Below are 15,758 nucleotides of genomic sequence, written 5' to 3'. Positions count from 1 at the left end.
TCAACCCAGCAGCGCCCGCACCACCGACCGGTAGACGTTGGCCGGGGAGTCCGTCCGGAAGGCGGTCTCCCCGGCCTTCGTCGTGCCCACGCGCGCGAACCCGTGCCCCTCGGCACACACGATCGTGATCGGCTTCGGCTTGCCCGGTCGACGCAGGTACGAGACGGTCCACGGCGCGGCCCAGAACCGCGCGAGACGCGGGTCCGCCTCGACGAGGGCCTCCGGCAGGTCCGGTGCGTCCGGACCGCCGGCCAGCTTGCGGCCGAGCAGGTGCCCTGGGAGCGACCCCGTGCGGAACGGGAAGGTCCACGTCGGACCGATGCCGAGCCTCCCGGCCAGCAGCGCGACGGCCCGATCGGGCGTGAAGGACGCGACCACGGCGCCCGCCGCGTCGGTCCCGTCGACGACGGTCTGCGACCAGGCCTGGAGGCGCGACTCGCCCCCGTCGGGCAGGTGCTGTTCCAGCGTGACCGGTTGGGCATCGCCCTGCCAGGGTTCGAGGAGGGTCTGCGTCGACTCCGGCAGGGTGCCGAGTCGGCCGACGAGGCCCGCCTCGATGAGTTCGCGGCCCGCCGCGGTGCGGAGGAGCGTGGGGTTCCACCGGCGTCCGGCGAGGCTCTGCAGGGTGCCGATCGCGTCCGTGCTGAGGCGGGGGCCGTCGAGCGACGGTGCCGGGGCGGGGGCCGGCAGGGGTTCGAGGTCACGCTCGGGGCGGACCGGGACCGTCTCGGTGGCGCGGACGCTCTCGAGGACCGCGAGCACGAGGTCGTCGGTCTCGAGCAGCCGGGCGAGCGGGCGTTCGATCGTCAGGTCGACGCGGTGCCGACCGGTGACGAAGAGCAGGTGGGTGCCGGCGACGTCGCCGTGCTCGTCGGGCCGGACGTACTCGACCAGCCGGGCCGGGGCGCCGGCGGTGGTCCATGGGTCGCAGCCGACGAGCAGCAGGCCCTCGACGGAGCCGGGCAGCCGTTCGAGCAGCCCGGTGTTCTCGTCGCCGATCGCGCGGTCACTGGGGCGGGATCGGACGGTGAGGACGACGTCGTCACCGGTGACGCGCAGGTCCGCCTGGGCTGAGTCCTCGCGGCGCCAGGAGTCCGGGCGGCGGAGGGTGAGGCGGGCGGTGCGGTCCTCGGTGCCGAGCGGGACGGGGACTGCCATGGGATGAGCGTATGTCGGGAGCGGGGCGCGGGGGCCTGCGGCTCGCCGGGGTGGCTCGCACCGTGCGAAGTGCTGTGCGAGGTGCTGTGCGAGTGGTGCGAGGTTCCGTGCTCCGTGCTCCCCACGAGCGGTCGCACGGAGGACGGAACCTCGCACCAGACGAGCCGAGCGCGTCAGCGCCGAGCAGGCCGTGCGGGCGGGGGCGGCGGGACGGGCTTCGCGGCGACGACGTCGGCGAGCCGGACCTCGACCGGGCCGCGGCGGGTGGCGATCGTCACGGCGTCGGGCGTCCGGGCGACCAGGTCACCGAGGGCGTCCTGCGCGCCGTCCCCGTGGTGCGCCCGGACCACCAGGCGGTCCCCGATCGCGGCGTCGTGCAGCACCCCGAGGGCACGGGCCCGGGCGATCGCCGCCTGTTCGTCCGCATGCACCGCCCCAGGGTACGGGCCGCCTAGAGTGTCGGCATGGAGAAGGCCCGGGTCGACAGCTGGATCTGGGCCGTCCGGATCACCAAGACCCGGTCGGCCGCCACCGCCGCGTGCAAGGCCGGTCACGTCCGGGTGAACGGGGAGCGCGCGAAGCCGGCGCAGCCGATCGGCCCCGGCGACGAGGTGCGGGTGCGCCAGAACGGCTTCGACCGCATCGTCATGGTCACCGGCATCATCCTGAAGCGGACGAGCGCACCCGAGGCTGCGAAGCACTTCGAGGACAAGACCCCGCCGCGGCTGTCGAAGGAAGAGGCCGGCTTCGTCCCGATGCGCGATCGCGGCGCCGGACGGCCGAGCAAGCGGGAGCGCCGCGACCTCGAGAAGCTCCGCGGCTACTGACGTTTCGCGGACCCGGACCCGGGCACGTGGACATCGACCACGATCTCGAACGTGTCGGACTCGACCTCGATCCGTTCTCCGGTCCACGGGGCCTCGAGGTGCCCGTCGTCGTCCGGATCGGACCCGCCCAGCGCGCGACCGGACGGGATGCGGTGGACGGGGATGCGGGTGCCGTCCTCCGCGACGACGAACAGATCGGCCACCCGACCACGGAACTCCGTGATGCCGAACGGGTCGTCGTGGTGCCGGGACTCGGCGAACCGCGGCGTCCTGCCGTACGCGGTGAACGCCGCCGTGGCCTGCCGTTCGTAGGCGGGCCCGCAGCAGTCGTGCTCCCACCCGCCGACCACGACGACGACCTCTTCGCGCATGCCGTGATCGTACGACGCGTCGGACGGTGACGGTCGGAGCCCGGAGCCCGGAGCCCGGAGCCCCGAGCCCCGAGCCCGGGGCCAGCGCCACGCGTCAGGCCGCAGGCGTCAGGGTCAGACGAAGCGGACGGTCTGCTGCAGGCGGTCGCGGATCTCGAACACGTCGACGGAACCCGCCGGCGACCAGACGCCGTTCAGCACCTGGGCGAGCGCACTGCGGCGCACGACGAGCGCGGTGGGCTTCTTCGGGGAGCCGACGAGCTGCACGTCCTCGGTGACGGCGGCGTCCGGCACGACGAGCAGCCGCCCGGAGAACCGCACCCTGGTCTGCTTCTGCACGGCACGAGCGGCGCGGACGAGTTCCTTGACGGGTCGCTCCCCCGGCGCGAGCGTCTCGCCGACGATCTCGCCGTGCTCGACGCGGACCGGAGCGCCCCAGTCGATGGACTCGACGGCCCAGAGTCCGCTCGGGGTCAGGACGGCGTGGTCGAGCTTGCCCTCGGCCCCGGCGTCGAGGTCGTGCCACACCGTGACGCCGATCCCCATGTCGGAGACGATCAGGGCGGTCGCTTCTTCGGCCAGGGCCTCGGCGAGCAGCCGCCGGATCTGCCGCGGCGCGGAGCGGATGAGCGTGGGGTCGTAGGGGTCCTCGATGGGGTCGCCGAGCCCGACCCACTCGCGTTCGGCCTGCAGGAAGACCTCGCGCGACCGACCGCCGGGGTGCCCGTGGGACCGGGCCCGGGGGCGGGTGTCGCGACGCGCTGCCGGGGGTGCGTAGGCGTCGCGACCGGTGTCACCCCTGCCAGCGGTCGCCCCGGACGGACCGGACGCGCCGTACGCGCGGGACCCGATGTCGTACGCGCGCCGGGCTGCCGGCGTGCCGATGCGCTCCCACGCGAGCTGGACCTGGCGGAAGCGCTGGGCGTCGCCGCCGAGGTCGGGGTGCGTCTCGCGGGCGGCCCGCCGGTAGGCACGGCGGAGCGCTTCGTCGTCAGCCGTCGCGGGGACGCCGAGGACTTCGTAGGGGGTGGCGTCGGCCGGGCTGTCCGTCATGGCCCTGCGACATTACCGGAGGCAGTGTCGGAGTCCGCCGCATGGTTGCTGGGTACGGTCTGGAGGGTCGGGGCGGCCGGGCAGCCTCGGCACACGGTCCGCAGGTGGTCGCGTCAGACCACCGTGGTCGCGACGGGCGCACCGAGGAACGCCGCGTACCGCGCGGCCGCTGCCTCGAGCGCGCGGACCGATGCCGCATCGAGGGCACCGAAGGGTGTGACGGTGACGAGGTGCCCGGCCCGGCGCTCGGTGCGCTTCCAGGTGCCGACGACGCGACCGCGGCCGACGGCCATCGGCAGGAACATGCCGTTGGCCCCGGGGACGACCCGGTCGGCGTGGGCGGGGTCGAGCTGCGCGGACCGGTCGGCGTACCCGAGCAGGTACTCGTCGAAGCCGGGGAGCAGGTGCCCGGTGGGGACGCGCGCGGCTGCCGGCCGGTCGGCGAGGTCGAGGAGCCCGTCGCCGAGGTCCTCCACCGCGTCCCCCGCCGCGGCCCGCGCTCGGCGGAGGTCACCGAGCGGCAGCTTCGTCCAGCTCGCGGCGTCGGCCTCGGTCGCGGGGCCACGGCCACGCAGGTACCCGAGCAGGACCCGGCGGAGGGCTTCGTCGCGGTCCGGCAGCTCAGCGGTGGCGGGTGCCCACTCGTCGAGCAGTACGAGCCCCTGCCCGACGCGGGCGGTGGGGCCCCAGGCGACGAGGCCCTCCTGCGCGAGCTGCAGGACCAGGTGGTAGCCGCGGCCTCCGGCCGGGTCGATGCCCGCAGCGCGGTACGCCGCGAACAGGTCGTCCCGGACCAGCGCGCGACCACCGACCAGGGCCGCGATCGTCGCGTCCCGAGCCCGGCCGAGCAGGGCGTCGTCGATGCCGAGCTCGGCGGCGCGTCGGGCGATCGTGCGGAGCGTCCGTTCGGCGGTGAGCGAGAGCAGCAGGCGCAGGTCGTCGGGGCGCAGAGCGTGCAGGGTGGCGCGCATCGGCCACGAGCGGACGAGTTCCCCGCGGTCGAAGGCCTCGCGGACGTCGTCCCGCGTCGATCCGGGAGCGCGGACCCCGATGGCCCAGAGCACCTGGCCGAGGTCCTGCCCCTGCACCGCCAGCATCCGCTCGACGACCTCGGTGGGTCGCAGTCCGGGTGCCGCGATGCCCTGCGCCGCGAACCGCGCCGTGCGGAGCCGCGCGGCGCTGGTGGTCACGCGACGGCGGCGGTGACGGCGTCGGCGTGCTGCTCCAGGTAGGCGACGTCGGCGCGGTACAGGTCGGCGTGGCCGTGCTGCAGGTCGCTGACGAACTTCGGGTTGCCGGCGGCGGCCTCGTGCTCGATCGTCGTGACCAGGGCGACGAGGGACGCGATCATGGTCTCGGCCAGGACGCTGCGGGAGCGGTCGTCGAGGGCGTAGGCGCGGCAGAACTCGGCGGCGCGTGCGAGCCGCTCGTCGAGGTCGGGGGCGGTCGATCCCTCGACCGCGCCGGTGGTGAACGGTGCGAACCGGTAGACGGCACTCGCGACGTCCCAGACACGGGGCCCGGGGTGGGCGGTGTCGAAGTCGATCAGGCCGACGGCGGCGATGCCGTCGTAGACGCAGTTGTACGGGGCGAAGTCGCCGTGCACGATCGTCTCGACCGGGGCACGGTCGGCCTGGGACCAGAGGTCGTCGGTGGCGCTGCGCGGGAAGCTGGCGGCGGCGTCGTGGAACTGGCGGAGCAGGCGGGCGCTGGTGACGAGGGCGGCCTCGCTGGCGATGTCCTCGGTCCAGGGGTACTCGCCCGCGACGCCGGGGACGAACGAGACCGTCTCGAGGGTGTCACCGAGGGCGATCGGTTCCGGGGCTGCGACGAACCCCTGCTCGTGCAGGTGGGCGAGCAGCCGGTGCACCGTGGGGGTCCACGGCCCGGCTGGGCGGTGGACTCGGTCGTCGGCCCTGGTGATGCGCTCCAAGGGGAACCTCCTGCGTGTTGCGTCTCCGTTGACGGAGGGCCAGCGTACCGGCAGGGACCGACTGCCGCTCGGTGACCATCCGGAACGCGGCGGTCCAGGCGGCTACAGCTGGTCGCGCAACCAGGACGGCCCGTGGACGACCGCGCCGAGGGCCTCGACGCGGTCGCGGAGCTCGCGGTCGGCCGTCACGACGACGACCGGCCCGTCGCCGGCCTGCACCGCGGCCTGCGCGGACGCGACGATGGCGTCGTCGCCGGAGGCCGGAGCACGGACGACGTCGACGGCGCCGGTGGCGGCGCCGCGGTCTGCGCCCGCACCGCCCACGTCTGCGGCGGCCCGGGCCTCCCCCTCGAGCACCACGGTCCACCGCGGCCACCACCGCGCGAACGGCAGGTCGAGCAACGATGCTGAGATTCCGCCCGCGGCGAGCGCCGACACCTGTGCCAGCAGGCGCGATGCGGCGCCGGCTCGGTCCTTCCACCAGCCGTCGGGCACGCTGCCGACGACGTTGGCCGCGTCGACGACGACGTGCGGTGTGGTCGCGATCGTGGCGCGGAGTGCCGGCCACGACCTGCCGAACCCGGGGTGCAGGGGCAGCTCGTCGACCTGGTCGATCGGGATCCACGACAGCGCGAGGCTCTCGCGGTCGGCGATGACGGGTTCGAAGGGTCGGGAGGCGCGCCCCACGACGGTCGTGTAGGTCCAGAACCCCAGGTCGAGCAGTGCCGTGTGGCGCAGGGCGATCGCGTCGTCGGGGACGCCGGCTTCTTCGGCGGATTCGCGGAGGGCGGCGGTCACCGCTGCTTCGCCCTGGTGCCGTGCGCCGCCGGGGATCCCCCAGGTGCCGCCGTGGTGGCTCCACTCGACGCGGTGCTGCAGGAGCACGCGGCCGGCGCCGTCGTCGACGAGCAGGCCGGCGGCGCCGAAGCGTCCCCACGCCTTGGTGCCGTCGGGGCCGACCGCCCAGGCGTCACCGGGGTCGCGGGGGCCGGGTGGGGGCCCGGGGGGCGTTGCGTCTGGCACGGTCCAACCCTGGCACACGGTGCCCGGAGCGGGCCTCGAAGTGGTCACCGGGCGTCGTGTACGGTGTCGCTCGAGACACGGGGTGCCGCATCCAGCGGCTGAGATCACACCCGTCGAACCTGCTCGAGCTCGTACTCGCGAAGGGATCGTCCATGGAAACCGCTGCGCCCTCCCCTGCCTGGGCCCACCGAACCGCCGAACTGCTCGAGGCCGTGCGTGCCCGGGCCCCGCTGGTGCAGTGCATCACGAACACCGTCGTGCAGAACGTCACGGCGAACGTGCTGCTCGCACTCGGGGCCTCGCCCGCGATGGTCGACGTGGCGACCGAGGCGGGGCCGTTCGCCCGCGTCGCCGATGCCCTGTTGGTGAACACCGGTACCCCGCACGCCGAACCGCGGGTCGCCGCGCTCGAGGCCGTGCACGCCGCCCGTGACGCGGGGACCCCGTGGGTCCTCGACCCGGTGGCGGTCGGCTCGCTGCCGGTGCGCACCGCCCTGGCGCGGGACCTGCTCGCGTTGCACCCGACGGTGCTGCGGGGCAACGCCTCCGAGGTGCTCGCCCTGCTCGGCGACTCGGCCGGTGGCCGCGGGGTCGACAGCACGGTGGGCACGGAGGACGCCCGGGTCGCGTCCGTCGCCGCTTCGGACGGGAGGCTCGTGGCCGCGGTGGCCGTGTCGGGTGCGGTCGACCTGCTGGTCGCGCCGGGCATCGGTGTGGTCCGGGTGGCGAACGGGACCGACCTGCTCACGCGGATCACCGGTGGTGGGTGTGCGCTCGGCGCGGTCGTCGCCGCGTTCACGTCGGTCGCGCCGGAGGACGCGGGCGCCGCTGCCGTCGCCGCCACCGCCGTGCACACGATCGCCGCGGAGCTCGCGGCGCGGGATGCCGGTGGGCCGGGGACCTTCCAGCCGCTGTTCCTCGACCGGCTGGCGTCGCTGACCCCGGAGGACGTCGTCCGCGAGGGCCGGATCACGGTCGAGACCGCTCCTGTCGATGCCCGGGCGGTGTCGGCATGAGCGGGCTGCAGTCCGCCGGGTTCGGCGTCTACCTGGTGACCGACGGTGCCCTGGCTGACCGGCACGGCATCGGGGTGCTCGGGGTCGTCCGTGCCGCGGTGCACGCCGGGGTCCGGATCGTGCAGGTGCGGGACAAGGACGCCTCGGCGCGTGACCTGCTGGCACTCACCGCGGCGGTCGCCGACGCCGTCGGGGACCGTGCGACGGTGGTGGTCGACGACCGGCTCGACGTCGCTCTCGCCGCACGGCACGCGGGACACCGGGTGGCGGGCGTGCACCTCGGCCAGTCCGACGTCCCCGTGACCGCTGCCCGTGCCCTGCTCGGCGCGGACGCCCACGTGGGCCTCACCGCGAACACGCTCGCGCACCTGGCTGCCGTCGAACGGCTCCCCCGCGGCACCGTGGACCTGCTCGGCGTCGGGGTCGTGCACCCCACGACGACGAAGGCGGACCACCCGCCGGCGCTGGGCCACGACGGGTTCGCCCGACTGGCCGCCGCGACCGACGTGCCGTGCGTGGCGATCGGCGGGGTGACCCTCGACGACGTCGTGCCGCTCAGGGCTGCCGGTGCCGCGGGGGTCGCGATCGTCTCGGGCATCTGCGCCGCGGGCGACCCCGGATCCGCCGCGGCGGCGTACGTGTCCGCGTGGGGCCCTGGACCCGACCACGGGGCGGAGGCGGGGCCGTCAGGTGCTGGCGATCCGTCCCTCCAGGCCGACGTCACGCACCACGGGGCGGACGCATGAGCGTCCCACGGGTGCTGAGCATCGCCGGGACAGACCCGACGGGCGGGGCCGGGATGCAGGCGGACCTCAAGGCGATCGCCGCGCACGACGGGTACGGGATGGGGGTCGTGACGGCGCTCGTCGCGCAGAACACGCACGGGGTGCGGTCGGTGCACGTGCCGGAGGTCGGGTTCCTGCGGGAGCAGCTCGACGCGGTGTCGGACGACGTCGTGGTCGACGCGGTGAAGATCGGGATGCTCGGCACCGCCGACGTCGTGCGGGTCGTGACGGACTGGCTGCGGGCGCACCGGCCGCCGGTGGTCGTCGTCGACCCGGTGATGGTGGCGACGAGCGGGGACCGGCTGCTCGACGAGGACGCGGCCGCGGCCATGGGGGCGCTGTTCGCGCTCGCCGACCTGGTGACGCCGAACCGGGCCGAGCTCGTGGTGCTGGCGGAGCTGGCCGGGGTGTCGTCGTCGGCTTCGTCGCTAGCGGCCGCGCGTGCCGTGGCGGCGCGGTGGGACGTCCTGGTGCTGGCGAAGGGCGGGCACGACGAGGGACCGACCTCGGACGACGTGCTCGTGGCACCGGACGGCACCGTGCGGGTGTTCACGGGTCCCCGGGTCGCGACGACGAACACGCACGGCACCGGGTGCTCCCTGTCGAGTGCGATCGCGACGCTCGCCGCGCGGCACGGCGACTGGGAGCTCGCGGTCGGGGTGGCGAAGGAGTGGCTGACGGCGGCGCTGCGCGGGGCCGACGCTCTGGCGGTCGGGAGCGGCAACGGTCCGGTCGACCACGGGGCGCAGACGCGGGCAGCCCTGCCGGCGCTGTCGTACACGGACGTGTGGTGGGCTGATGCGGCGTCGGTGCTGCAGGAGACGATCGACTGCGCGTTCCTGGTGGGGCTCCGGGACGGGACGCTCGAGCCGGAGGTGTTCGCGGGCTACCTGGCGCAGGACGTCCACTACCTGCGGGCGTACGAGCGGCACCTGGCGGCGCTCGGGGTCGGTGCTGCCGGTGCCGGTGCCGGTTCTGGTGCTGGTGCTGGTGCTGGCGCTGGCGCTGGTGCTGCTTCTGCTGCTGCTGGTGCTGCTGCTGCGTTCTGGGCGGCGGCTGCGCAGGGGTGCGCCGACGAGGCCCGCGACCTGCACCACCGTCGGCTGGCCGGCTCGCACGCCGACGATCTCGTGCACCCCACGTGCGCCGGGTACCTCGCACACCTGCAGGAGGCTGCCGACTCCGGCTCCCGTGCGGTGCTCGCCGCCGCGGTGCTGCCGTGCTTCCGGGTCTACGCCTGGGTCGGGTCACAGCTCGGGGTCGCTCCGGACGGGCACGCCTTCGCGGACTGGATCACGGCGTACGGGGACCCGGGGTTCGCGGCGTCGAGCGCCGAGGCGACCCGGCTCGTCGAGGAGGCAGCCCGTGCGGCGACGCCCGACGAGCGGGGGCGGATGGCGCGGGCGTTCCGGCGTTCGGCGGAGTGGGAGCTGGCGTTCTTCCGGATGCCGCTGGCAGGGGCTGCTGGTGCCGGGGCCACCGCGGCTGCGAGCGGCGCGGTCACGGCGGGCGGTGCGGTCGGGGCCACCGTGGCTGGGGGCGGTGCGGTCAGTGGCGCCGAAGCGACACTGCTGCGCTGACGGCCGTCGAACACCCCGCGAAAGCGACAGATGTCCGGAGAAGTTCCGCGGGGATCTGTCGCTTTCGGGAACGGGGCGCGCCGACGGCTGCGGCGGGCGACCGGGGCTAGCGGGCGACCGGCGGCAGCCGCACCAGTTCGACGGACAGGTCGGCGCCGTTGACCGCGCCGCGCATCCACGTGTGGTCGGGCTGGCGACGGCGGTCGGTCGGCGAACCGGGGTTGAGCAGGCGCATCCCCGACGGCGCCACGGTGTCCCACGGGATGTGCGAGTGCCCGAAGACGAGCACGTCGGTGTCCGGGTACTCGGCGTCCATCCGCCGCTCCCGACCGGTCGACGCCCCGGTCTCGTGCACCAGGGCGAAGCGCAGGTCCTCGACACCGAACCGGGCGACGAGCGGCAGCCGGTCGTCGAACTCCGGACCGTCGTTGTTGCCCCGCACGCCCTCGAACCGGCGGGACCGCGCCTGCACGGCGTCGAGGGTGGCCAGGTCGACCCAGTCCCCCGCGTGCACCACGAGGTCGGCCGCGTCGACGTCGGCCCACAGCCCGGGCGGCAGGTCCTTCGCGCGCTTCGGCAGGTGCGTGTCGGACAGCAGGACGAACGACGTCGTCACGACTCGGTGGGTGCCGGCATCGGGAGCCCGGCCTCGTCCGAGGCACCGAGGCGCTCCAGCAGCCCGGCGAGCAGTGCGATGTCGTCGTCCGACCAATCGGCGAGCCGCTCGTCGAGCGCGTCCCGGTGCAGCTGCACCGACCGCTCGAGCGCGGCGCGGCCGGCGTCGGTCGCCTCGAGCGGCTTCGCGTTGCCGCTGCCGCCGTCGGTCGTCCGCACCAGTCCGGTCGCGAGGAGCCCGGACAGCTGCCGCGAGATCGTCGACCGGTTCAGCCGCAGGTAGCGGGCGATGTCGATGGCCATGCAGCCCGGGTGCTGGACGACGAAGTCGACGAGGGACTGGTCGACGACGCTCAACACCTGGTCCGAGCCCCGGGCACGGATGCTCGCCCGACGGGTGATGCGGGCGAGCTCGGTGTACGCCCGGCTGATGTCGCTGTTGCGGACCCTCGAACTCGGGTGGTCCATGGTGGCTCCAGCCTGTCTGTGCCGGCGCCGGCCGGCGGTCTTCTCGTCCGGTCACACTACCCGCGGGTCCGCGGAGAGTGGGGTCAGTGACCGGAGGCCGCGGCCTGCAGCGCGGGGATGTCGAGCTTGACCATCTGCATCATGGCCTCGAACACGCGGGCGTTGGCCTCCGGATCACCCGATCCGCTCATCAGCTCCCCCAGCATCGACGGGGTCACCTGCCACGCCAGACCCCAGCGGTCGGTCAACCAGCCGCACGCCATCGGGCTCCCGCCGTCGGCGAGCAGTGCGTCCCACAGCCGGTCGAGCTCGTCCTGCGTGTCCACGTCGATCTGGAACGAGACCGCGTCGGTGTGCGGGTGCCCGGGGCCACCGTTCATCGCGCGGTACGGGGCACCGAGCAACGTGAACTCCACGACCAGGGCACGGCCGTCGGGCATCCGGCTGACGCTGTCGACGCGGCTGTCGGGGAACAGTCCGACGTAGTACTCGGCCGCTTGCTCGGCCTGGTCGTCGAACCAGAGGAACGGGGTGATGGTGGGCACGGGAGCCCCTTCGTTCGGTGCTCAGTCCGCGGCGCTGCGGCTGAGCAGGTCGGCTTTCTCGGGGTGTTCGTCGAACCACTTGCCGACGAACCAGCACATCGGGACGATGCGTTTCGTGGTCGACGACTCGACGTCGGCGACGGCGTACTCGACGAGTTGCGCCGCGTAGCCGTGGCCGCGGTGCTTCGGGACCGTGTAGGTGTGCGGGAACGCCACCGCGTCACCGTTCACCCGGTAGTCGAGCACGCTCACGAGCTCGCCGCCGACGTACATCGCGTAGCGGTCCTGGTCGGTCTCGTCGCGGAACTCGGGGTCCATGCCGCCATCATGCTCCCGGCGGGGCGTCCGCGCCCCCGGGGAATGCACGACGGCGGGCAGCGTTGCAGGGACACCATGACAACCATCGGAATCATCGGCGCCGGCAACATCGGATCCCAGCTCGCTCGACTCGCGGTACGGAACGGCCACCAGGTCGTCATCGCGAACTCCCGCGGCCCGGAGACCCTGACCGACCTGGTCACGGAACTCGGCGACGACGCACGCGCAGCGACCCGCGACGAGGCAGCCGCAGCGGGCGAGATCGTCGTCGTGACGGTGCCGCTCGCCGCGATCGAGACGATCCCCGTCGAGCCCCTCGTCGGCAAGGTCGTCATCGACACGAACAACTACTACTGGGAGCGCGACGGCCACATCGCCGCCCTCGACGACCAGTCCACGACCACCGCCGAGATGCTGCAGGACCACCTGCCCGGCGCCCGTGTCGTGAAGGCGTTCAACCACATCGGCGCCGACGACCTGACCGGCCACGCGACGCCCGCCGGCACCCCTGATCGTCGTGCCCTCGTCATCGCCGGCGACGACGACTCCGCCAAGCAGACCGTCGCCGAGCTCATCGACGCGTTCGGCTTCGACGTCGTCGACGCCGGGCCGCTCGCCGAGGGCTGGCGCATCCAGCGGGACACCCCCGGCTACGGCCCGCGGATGACCGCCGCCGAGCTGCGCGACGCCCTGGCCGCCGCGACGCGCTAGTCCGCAGCACCGCCGACGCACCGCCGACGTTTCGCGCTGAGCGACACCCCACGGGCGCCGCAGCCCGTGACCTGTCGCTCAGCGCGAAACAACTCGGCGCGAAACGAGCGCGCCCGCTCAGGCCCGGTCGAAGATCGTCGTCATGTCGGCGATGTCGTCCTCGGTCGGCGCCCAGGTGGTGCCGGCCTCGACGTTCTGCGTGATCTGCTCCGGCTTCGTCGCCCCCGCGATGACGCTCGACAGCCCCGGCTGCGCCAGGAGCCACGCGAACGTCGCCTGCAGCATCGTCACACCCCGGTGGTCGCAGAACCGCTGGTAGTCGTCGAGCACGTCCCACGGGGCGTCCTCGAGCACCTGCGGCTTCGAGGTCGTCAGCCGACCGTCGGCCGGGCCGCCCGCCTTCGTGTACTTGCCGGTGAGCAGCCCGTTGTACAGCGGGAAGAACGGCAGGAACCCGAGCGCGTACGCCCGCACGGCCGGCAGGACCTCGGCCTCGGCGTCCCGGGCGAGCGGGCTGTACTCGTTCTGCGCGGAGACGAACGCGGTGGTGCCGGCGATCGACGCCGTGAGTTCGGCCTCAGCGATCTGCCACCCCGCGAAGTTCGAGTGCCCGACGTACCGGATCTTGCCCTCGCGGACCAGGTCGTCGAGGACCGACAGGGTCTCCTCGATCGGGGTCACCTCGTCGGGCCGGTGCATCTGGTACAGGTCGATCCAGTCCGTGCCGAGGCGGCGGAGCGACGACTCGACCGCGAGCCGCACGTACCGGCGGGACCCGCGGACGCCCCAGTCCGGCCCGTTCGCGCCCCGCATGTCCATGCCGAACTTCGTGGCGAGGACGATCTCGTCGCGGCGGCCACGGATCGAGCGTCCGAGCATCTCCTCGGACATGCCCGGCACGCCGCCGTAGATGTCCGCGGTGTCGAAGAGCGTCACCCCGGCGTCCAGGGCCGCGGCGACGACGGCGTCGGTGCCCTCCTGCGACTCGGACGCGGTTCCCCGCCGCCCGAAGTTGTTGCAGCCGAGGCCGACGGTGGAGACGACGAGCCCCGAGGGACCCAGGGGACGGTGTTCGATTCCGGTCATCACCCGAACGTACCGGCGACCCCGAACTGGGGCTGCGATCCACACAGCGGTTGCCGCTACAACTGAGCATGGATCAGTCGACGGAAGGAGCGCCGCAGTGGCAGCGCATCGCATGCCCGAATCGGACCGGCCCCGTCGGCCCGTCCCGGCCTGGGTGACCGCGCCGCCCGTCGACGAGGTCGCGCCCGAGCGGGTCGCCGCCGCCGGTCACGTGAACGCCTCCGGCCGGGAGGCCCGCCCCACCCCCGCCTCGTCACGCGCCGCCCACGCGGCGCCGGTCCCACCGACCACGGTCGCCCCGGCAGGGAACGCCGCGGCTGAGCAGGCACCCGCCGCGCATGTGCCGGTCGCGCACGCACCGACGTCCGAGCCCGCGTCGATCGCCGCCCTGGTCGAGGCCGACGCCCCGGTGCCCGACTTCCCCCCGCAGCAGGAACTGCTCCCTCCGGCCCCGACGTCGCCGAACGTGCACACCGTGCCGTTCGAGACCCCCGCGGTGCCGCCGTCGTCGGTCGTCCCCGCCTCCGGGCTCGTGGTGCCGGTCTCCCCGGTCGCCGCCGCACCCGCCTCTGCGGACGCGACACCGCTCGTCGCACCGTTCACCACCCCCTCGCCGGAGGCCTCCCCGGCAACGCCGACCGCCGCACCCGCCGTGCCCGTCGCCGGACAGCCCCGGTTCTCGGTACCCGGCCTCGAACACGTGGTCGTCGAGGGCACCGAACCCGAGCCCGTCGGCCCGATCGGCTACCGGACGCCCCGACGCTTCGCCCACCAGCAGGCCGCCGCACGGTCGGCCGCACCCGCACCCGCTCCCGCAGCTGCACGGTCGTTCGACGCCGTGCTGCACGCCGCGCCGGCCGCCGCCGCTCCCAGCGGCCCCGCCGTCGCGACCCCGAACGCCGACGCGACCGCGGCCCTGGGCGCGCCCGCCCCGGTGCCGCAGGTGGCCGGCGGAGGCGAGGCGGGCCTCCCGACCGAACTGCTCGACCAGCCCGTGACCGCAGCCGCCGTGCCGGAGCCACGCCGTGCGCTCGGCGCGACCGCCGGCGCGGTGCTCGGTGCCGTCGCCGGGATGGCGACGATCGGCCTGGCGGCCTGGTGGTTCTCCGCTCCCGCGACCGTGCACGGCGTCGGCGTGGTGCTCGCACTGCTCGCGCTGGTGCTCTCGATCGTGACACTGCGCGACCGCACGGCCACGTGGCAGCGGCCGGTCGCGCTGCTCGGCGCGGTGCTCGGTGGCGTCGGCACGGTCGTGCTGCTGTGGGCGGTCGCGGCGGCACTGCTGCCGCTCGCGGACGTGACGCTGCCGGACGTCACCGGCACCGGCACGACCCCGACGCTCGCCCCGTAGCGCCGCGAGCGCTCAGACGGCGCGGACGACCCCGCGGGACAGGATCGCGTTCGTCAGTGCGTCGATCGGTTCCCGCTGCACCGTCGGGTTCGCGATGAGGACGTAGTCCACCGCCGGCAGGTCCGGCAGCCCGAGCCGCTGCGACACCTTCACCAGGTCGGCCGGGATCAGCGAGTGCGGGAACACCGCGACACCGATGCCCGCGCGCACCGCGGCGAGCACCCCGTTGACGTCGCGGGTGTTGCAGGTGATCCGCCAGGTGCGGCCGGCGGCCTCGAGGGCGTCGATCGCCATCTGCCGGCTGATGCTCGGCGCCTGGTACGCGATGAGCGGGACGGGTTCGCCGGGTTCCAGGGCGATGCCGTCCTGCGCCATCCACACCATCTGGTCGGTCGCGACCCGGGTGCCCTCGGCGGACTCCCCCGCCGTCTGCTTGATGAACACCAGGTCGAGCTGGCCCGCGTGCACCCGGCGGAGCAGCGGTGCCGACTGGTTCACCGTGAGCTCGAGGTTCACCTGCGGGTGCAGTCGTCGGAAGTCCCGCAGGATCCGCGGCAGCTGGGTGATGGCGAGGTCGTCCGCCGCCCCGAACCGCAGCCGCCCGCGGGTGGCCGCGCCGGAGAAGTAGGCGTCGGCGGTGGCGTGCGCGGCGAGGATCGTCCGTGCGAACCCGGCCATCGCGTCCCCGTTGTCGGTCAGGGCGACGCCGCGGGTGTCCCGGGCGACCAGGGTGCGCGCCACCGCGGTCTCCAGGCGCCGGACGTGCTGCGACACCGTCGGCTGGCTGATGCCGAGCCGGGTCCCGGCCTGCGTGAAGCTGCCGGTCTCCGCCACGGCCAGGAACGTCTGCAACAGGACCGGATCGAGCACGTCGCGCCTTCCGTCGGTGCGACCTCATTCGACATCGCAATGGAGTGA

General features: G+C 74.3%; 19 protein-coding genes and 1 riboswitch. Of the genes, 6 read left to right on the top strand and 13 right to left on the bottom strand.

Going from position 1 to position 15,758, the window contains the following annotated elements; all coding sequences use genetic code 11:
* Together QRN49_RS01635 and QRN49_RS01630 are read right to left on the bottom strand one after the other, a co-directional pair.
* Positions 1-1,158 carry a hypothetical protein gene (locus tag QRN49_RS01635; RefSeq protein WP_284753627.1) on the bottom strand — a complete coding sequence of 386 codons (1,158 nt, stop codon included), beginning with the start codon at positions 1,156-1,158 and terminating at the stop codon, positions 1-3.
* Positions 1,159-1,331: 173 nt separating this feature from the next.
* Complete coding sequence (locus QRN49_RS01630; RefSeq protein ID WP_258370829.1) at positions 1,332-1,589, bottom strand: hypothetical protein; 258 nt, start codon at positions 1,587-1,589, stop codon at positions 1,332-1,334.
* 33 nt (positions 1,590-1,622) lie between these two features.
* Between QRN49_RS01630 and QRN49_RS01625 the strand changes: the two genes are divergently transcribed.
* Positions 1,623-1,985 carry an RNA-binding S4 domain-containing protein gene (locus tag QRN49_RS01625; protein ID WP_071405402.1) on the top strand — a complete coding sequence of 121 codons (363 nt, stop codon included), beginning with the start codon at positions 1,623-1,625 and terminating at the stop codon, positions 1,983-1,985.
* Here QRN49_RS01625 and QRN49_RS01620 read toward each other — a convergent pair.
* From QRN49_RS01620 to QRN49_RS01600, 5 genes are all read right to left on the bottom strand, one after another.
* Positions 1,979-2,356 carry a hypothetical protein gene (locus tag QRN49_RS01620; protein ID WP_194622200.1) on the bottom strand — a complete coding sequence of 126 codons (378 nt, stop codon included), beginning with the start codon at positions 2,354-2,356 and terminating at the stop codon, positions 1,979-1,981. The genes QRN49_RS01625 and QRN49_RS01620 overlap by 7 nt on opposite strands.
* Positions 2,357-2,470: 114 nt before the next feature.
* Positions 2,471-3,409 carry a J domain-containing protein gene (locus QRN49_RS01615; RefSeq protein WP_194622201.1) on the bottom strand — a complete coding sequence of 313 codons (939 nt, stop codon included), beginning with the start codon at positions 3,407-3,409 and terminating at the stop codon, positions 2,471-2,473.
* 113 nt (positions 3,410-3,522) lie between these two features.
* A complete protein-coding gene (locus QRN49_RS01610) occupies positions 3,523-4,599 on the bottom strand; it encodes a winged helix DNA-binding domain-containing protein (protein WP_284753620.1) in 1,077 nt (358 codons plus the stop codon).
* A complete protein-coding gene (locus tag QRN49_RS01605; protein ID WP_027465222.1) occupies positions 4,596-5,342 on the bottom strand; it encodes a phosphotransferase enzyme family protein in 747 nt (248 codons plus the stop codon). Before QRN49_RS01605 ends, QRN49_RS01610 begins: the two co-directional genes overlap by 4 nt.
* 102 nt (positions 5,343-5,444) lie before the next feature.
* Positions 5,445-6,365 carry an NUDIX domain-containing protein gene (locus tag QRN49_RS01600; protein ID WP_284753617.1) on the bottom strand — a complete coding sequence of 307 codons (921 nt, stop codon included), beginning with the start codon at positions 6,363-6,365 and terminating at the stop codon, positions 5,445-5,447.
* Positions 6,366-6,433: 68 nt separating this feature from the next.
* Positions 6,434-6,529: riboswitch (TPP riboswitch) on the top strand.
* Between QRN49_RS01600 and thiM the strand changes: the two genes are divergently transcribed.
* From thiM to thiD, 3 genes are all read left to right on the top strand, one after another.
* Positions 6,518-7,381 carry a hydroxyethylthiazole kinase gene (gene thiM / locus QRN49_RS01595; protein WP_282819671.1) on the top strand — a complete coding sequence of 288 codons (864 nt, stop codon included), beginning with the start codon at positions 6,518-6,520 and terminating at the stop codon, positions 7,379-7,381. (Overlaps the previous riboswitch by 12 nt.)
* Entirely contained in the window at positions 7,378-8,127 is a 750-nt protein-coding gene (thiE, locus tag QRN49_RS01590) for a thiamine phosphate synthase (RefSeq protein WP_282819670.1), read from the top strand. Before thiM ends, thiE begins: the two co-directional genes overlap by 4 nt.
* Positions 8,124-9,746 (top strand): bifunctional hydroxymethylpyrimidine kinase/phosphomethylpyrimidine kinase, encoded by a 1,623-nt coding sequence (gene thiD / locus QRN49_RS01585; protein WP_284753610.1) that lies wholly within the window; start codon positions 8,124-8,126, stop codon positions 9,744-9,746. The genes thiE and thiD overlap by 4 nt, the downstream gene beginning before the upstream one ends.
* A gap of 106 nt (positions 9,747-9,852) precedes the next feature.
* Here the strand turns inward: thiD and QRN49_RS01580 are convergent, their stop codons facing one another.
* The 4 genes from QRN49_RS01580 to QRN49_RS01565 all read right to left on the bottom strand — a co-directional run bounded on the left by QRN49_RS01580 (position 9,853) and on the right by QRN49_RS01565 (position 11,692).
* On the bottom strand, positions 9,853-10,362 hold the full coding sequence (locus QRN49_RS01580) for a metallophosphoesterase family protein (RefSeq protein WP_284753608.1): 510 nt from the start codon (positions 10,360-10,362) through the stop codon (positions 9,853-9,855).
* On the bottom strand, positions 10,359-10,829 hold the full coding sequence (locus QRN49_RS01575) for a MarR family winged helix-turn-helix transcriptional regulator (protein WP_051596672.1): 471 nt from the start codon (positions 10,827-10,829) through the stop codon (positions 10,359-10,361). The genes QRN49_RS01580 and QRN49_RS01575 overlap by 4 nt, the downstream gene beginning before the upstream one ends.
* Positions 10,830-10,912: 83 nt before the next feature.
* Positions 10,913-11,374: a VOC family protein gene (locus QRN49_RS01570; RefSeq protein ID WP_111047406.1), complete on the bottom strand. Its 462-nt coding sequence runs from the start codon at positions 11,372-11,374 to the stop codon at positions 10,913-10,915.
* 21 nt (positions 11,375-11,395) lie between these two features.
* Complete coding sequence (locus tag QRN49_RS01565; RefSeq protein WP_111023751.1) at positions 11,396-11,692, bottom strand: GNAT family N-acetyltransferase; 297 nt, start codon at positions 11,690-11,692, stop codon at positions 11,396-11,398.
* A gap of 75 nt (positions 11,693-11,767) precedes the next feature.
* Here QRN49_RS01565 and QRN49_RS01560 point away from each other — a divergent pair, with 75 nt between their 5' ends.
* Positions 11,768-12,403: an NADPH-dependent F420 reductase gene (locus QRN49_RS01560; RefSeq protein WP_209050671.1), complete on the top strand. Its 636-nt coding sequence runs from the start codon at positions 11,768-11,770 to the stop codon at positions 12,401-12,403.
* Between the two features lie 117 nt (positions 12,404-12,520).
* Here QRN49_RS01560 and QRN49_RS01555 read toward each other — a convergent pair whose 3' ends face one another.
* Positions 12,521-13,489: an aldo/keto reductase gene (locus QRN49_RS01555; RefSeq protein WP_284753601.1), complete on the bottom strand. Its 969-nt coding sequence runs from the start codon at positions 13,487-13,489 to the stop codon at positions 12,521-12,523.
* Between the two features lie 97 nt (positions 13,490-13,586).
* On the opposite strand from QRN49_RS01555, the gene QRN49_RS01550 reads away from it, so the two are divergent.
* Positions 13,587-14,840 carry a hypothetical protein gene (locus tag QRN49_RS01550; protein ID WP_284753599.1) on the top strand — a complete coding sequence of 418 codons (1,254 nt, stop codon included), beginning with the start codon at positions 13,587-13,589 and terminating at the stop codon, positions 14,838-14,840.
* Between the two features lie 12 nt (positions 14,841-14,852).
* Here QRN49_RS01550 and QRN49_RS01545 read toward each other — a convergent pair whose 3' ends face one another.
* Entirely contained in the window at positions 14,853-15,710 is an 858-nt protein-coding gene (locus tag QRN49_RS01545) for a LysR substrate-binding domain-containing protein (protein ID WP_071405389.1), read from the bottom strand.
* Between the last annotated feature and the right edge of the window lie 48 nt (positions 15,711-15,758).

This window comes from Curtobacterium sp. ME-Dv--P-122a (assembly GCF_030209645.1).
GTDB lineage: Bacteria > Actinomycetota > Actinomycetes > Actinomycetales > Microbacteriaceae > Curtobacterium > Curtobacterium flaccumfaciens.
Note: the sequence above shows the minus strand (reverse complement) of the source record. Positions and strands in the feature narration are given on the sequence as shown.

What these genes read in the sequence shown, in the direction of transcription:
- thiM (WP_282819671.1), top strand. Translation starts at nt 6,518, where the DNA reads ATGGAAACCGCTGCGCCCTCCCCTGCCTGGGCCCACCGAACCGCCGAA.
- QRN49_RS01575 (WP_051596672.1), bottom strand. Translation starts at nt 10,829, where the DNA reads ATGGACCACCCGAGTTCGAGGGTCCGCAACAGCGACATCAGCCGGGCG.
- QRN49_RS01615 (WP_194622201.1), bottom strand. Translation starts at nt 3,409, where the DNA reads ATGACGGACAGCCCGGCCGACGCCACCCCCTACGAAGTCCTCGGCGTC.
- thiD (WP_284753610.1), top strand. Translation starts at nt 8,124, where the DNA reads ATGAGCGTCCCACGGGTGCTGAGCATCGCCGGGACAGACCCGACGGGC.
- thiE (WP_282819670.1), top strand. Translation starts at nt 7,378, where the DNA reads ATGAGCGGGCTGCAGTCCGCCGGGTTCGGCGTCTACCTGGTGACCGAC.
- QRN49_RS01635 (WP_284753627.1), bottom strand. Translation starts at nt 1,158, where the DNA reads ATGGCAGTCCCCGTCCCGCTCGGCACCGAGGACCGCACCGCCCGCCTC.
- QRN49_RS01560 (WP_209050671.1), top strand. Translation starts at nt 11,768, where the DNA reads ATGACAACCATCGGAATCATCGGCGCCGGCAACATCGGATCCCAGCTC.
- QRN49_RS01565 (WP_111023751.1), bottom strand. Translation starts at nt 11,692, where the DNA reads ATGGACCCCGAGTTCCGCGACGAGACCGACCAGGACCGCTACGCGATG.
- QRN49_RS01555 (WP_284753601.1), bottom strand. Translation starts at nt 13,489, where the DNA reads ATGACCGGAATCGAACACCGTCCCCTGGGTCCCTCGGGGCTCGTCGTC.
- QRN49_RS01620 (WP_194622200.1), bottom strand. Translation starts at nt 2,356, where the DNA reads ATGCGCGAAGAGGTCGTCGTCGTGGTCGGCGGGTGGGAGCACGACTGC.
- QRN49_RS01625 (WP_071405402.1), top strand. Translation starts at nt 1,623, where the DNA reads ATGGAGAAGGCCCGGGTCGACAGCTGGATCTGGGCCGTCCGGATCACC.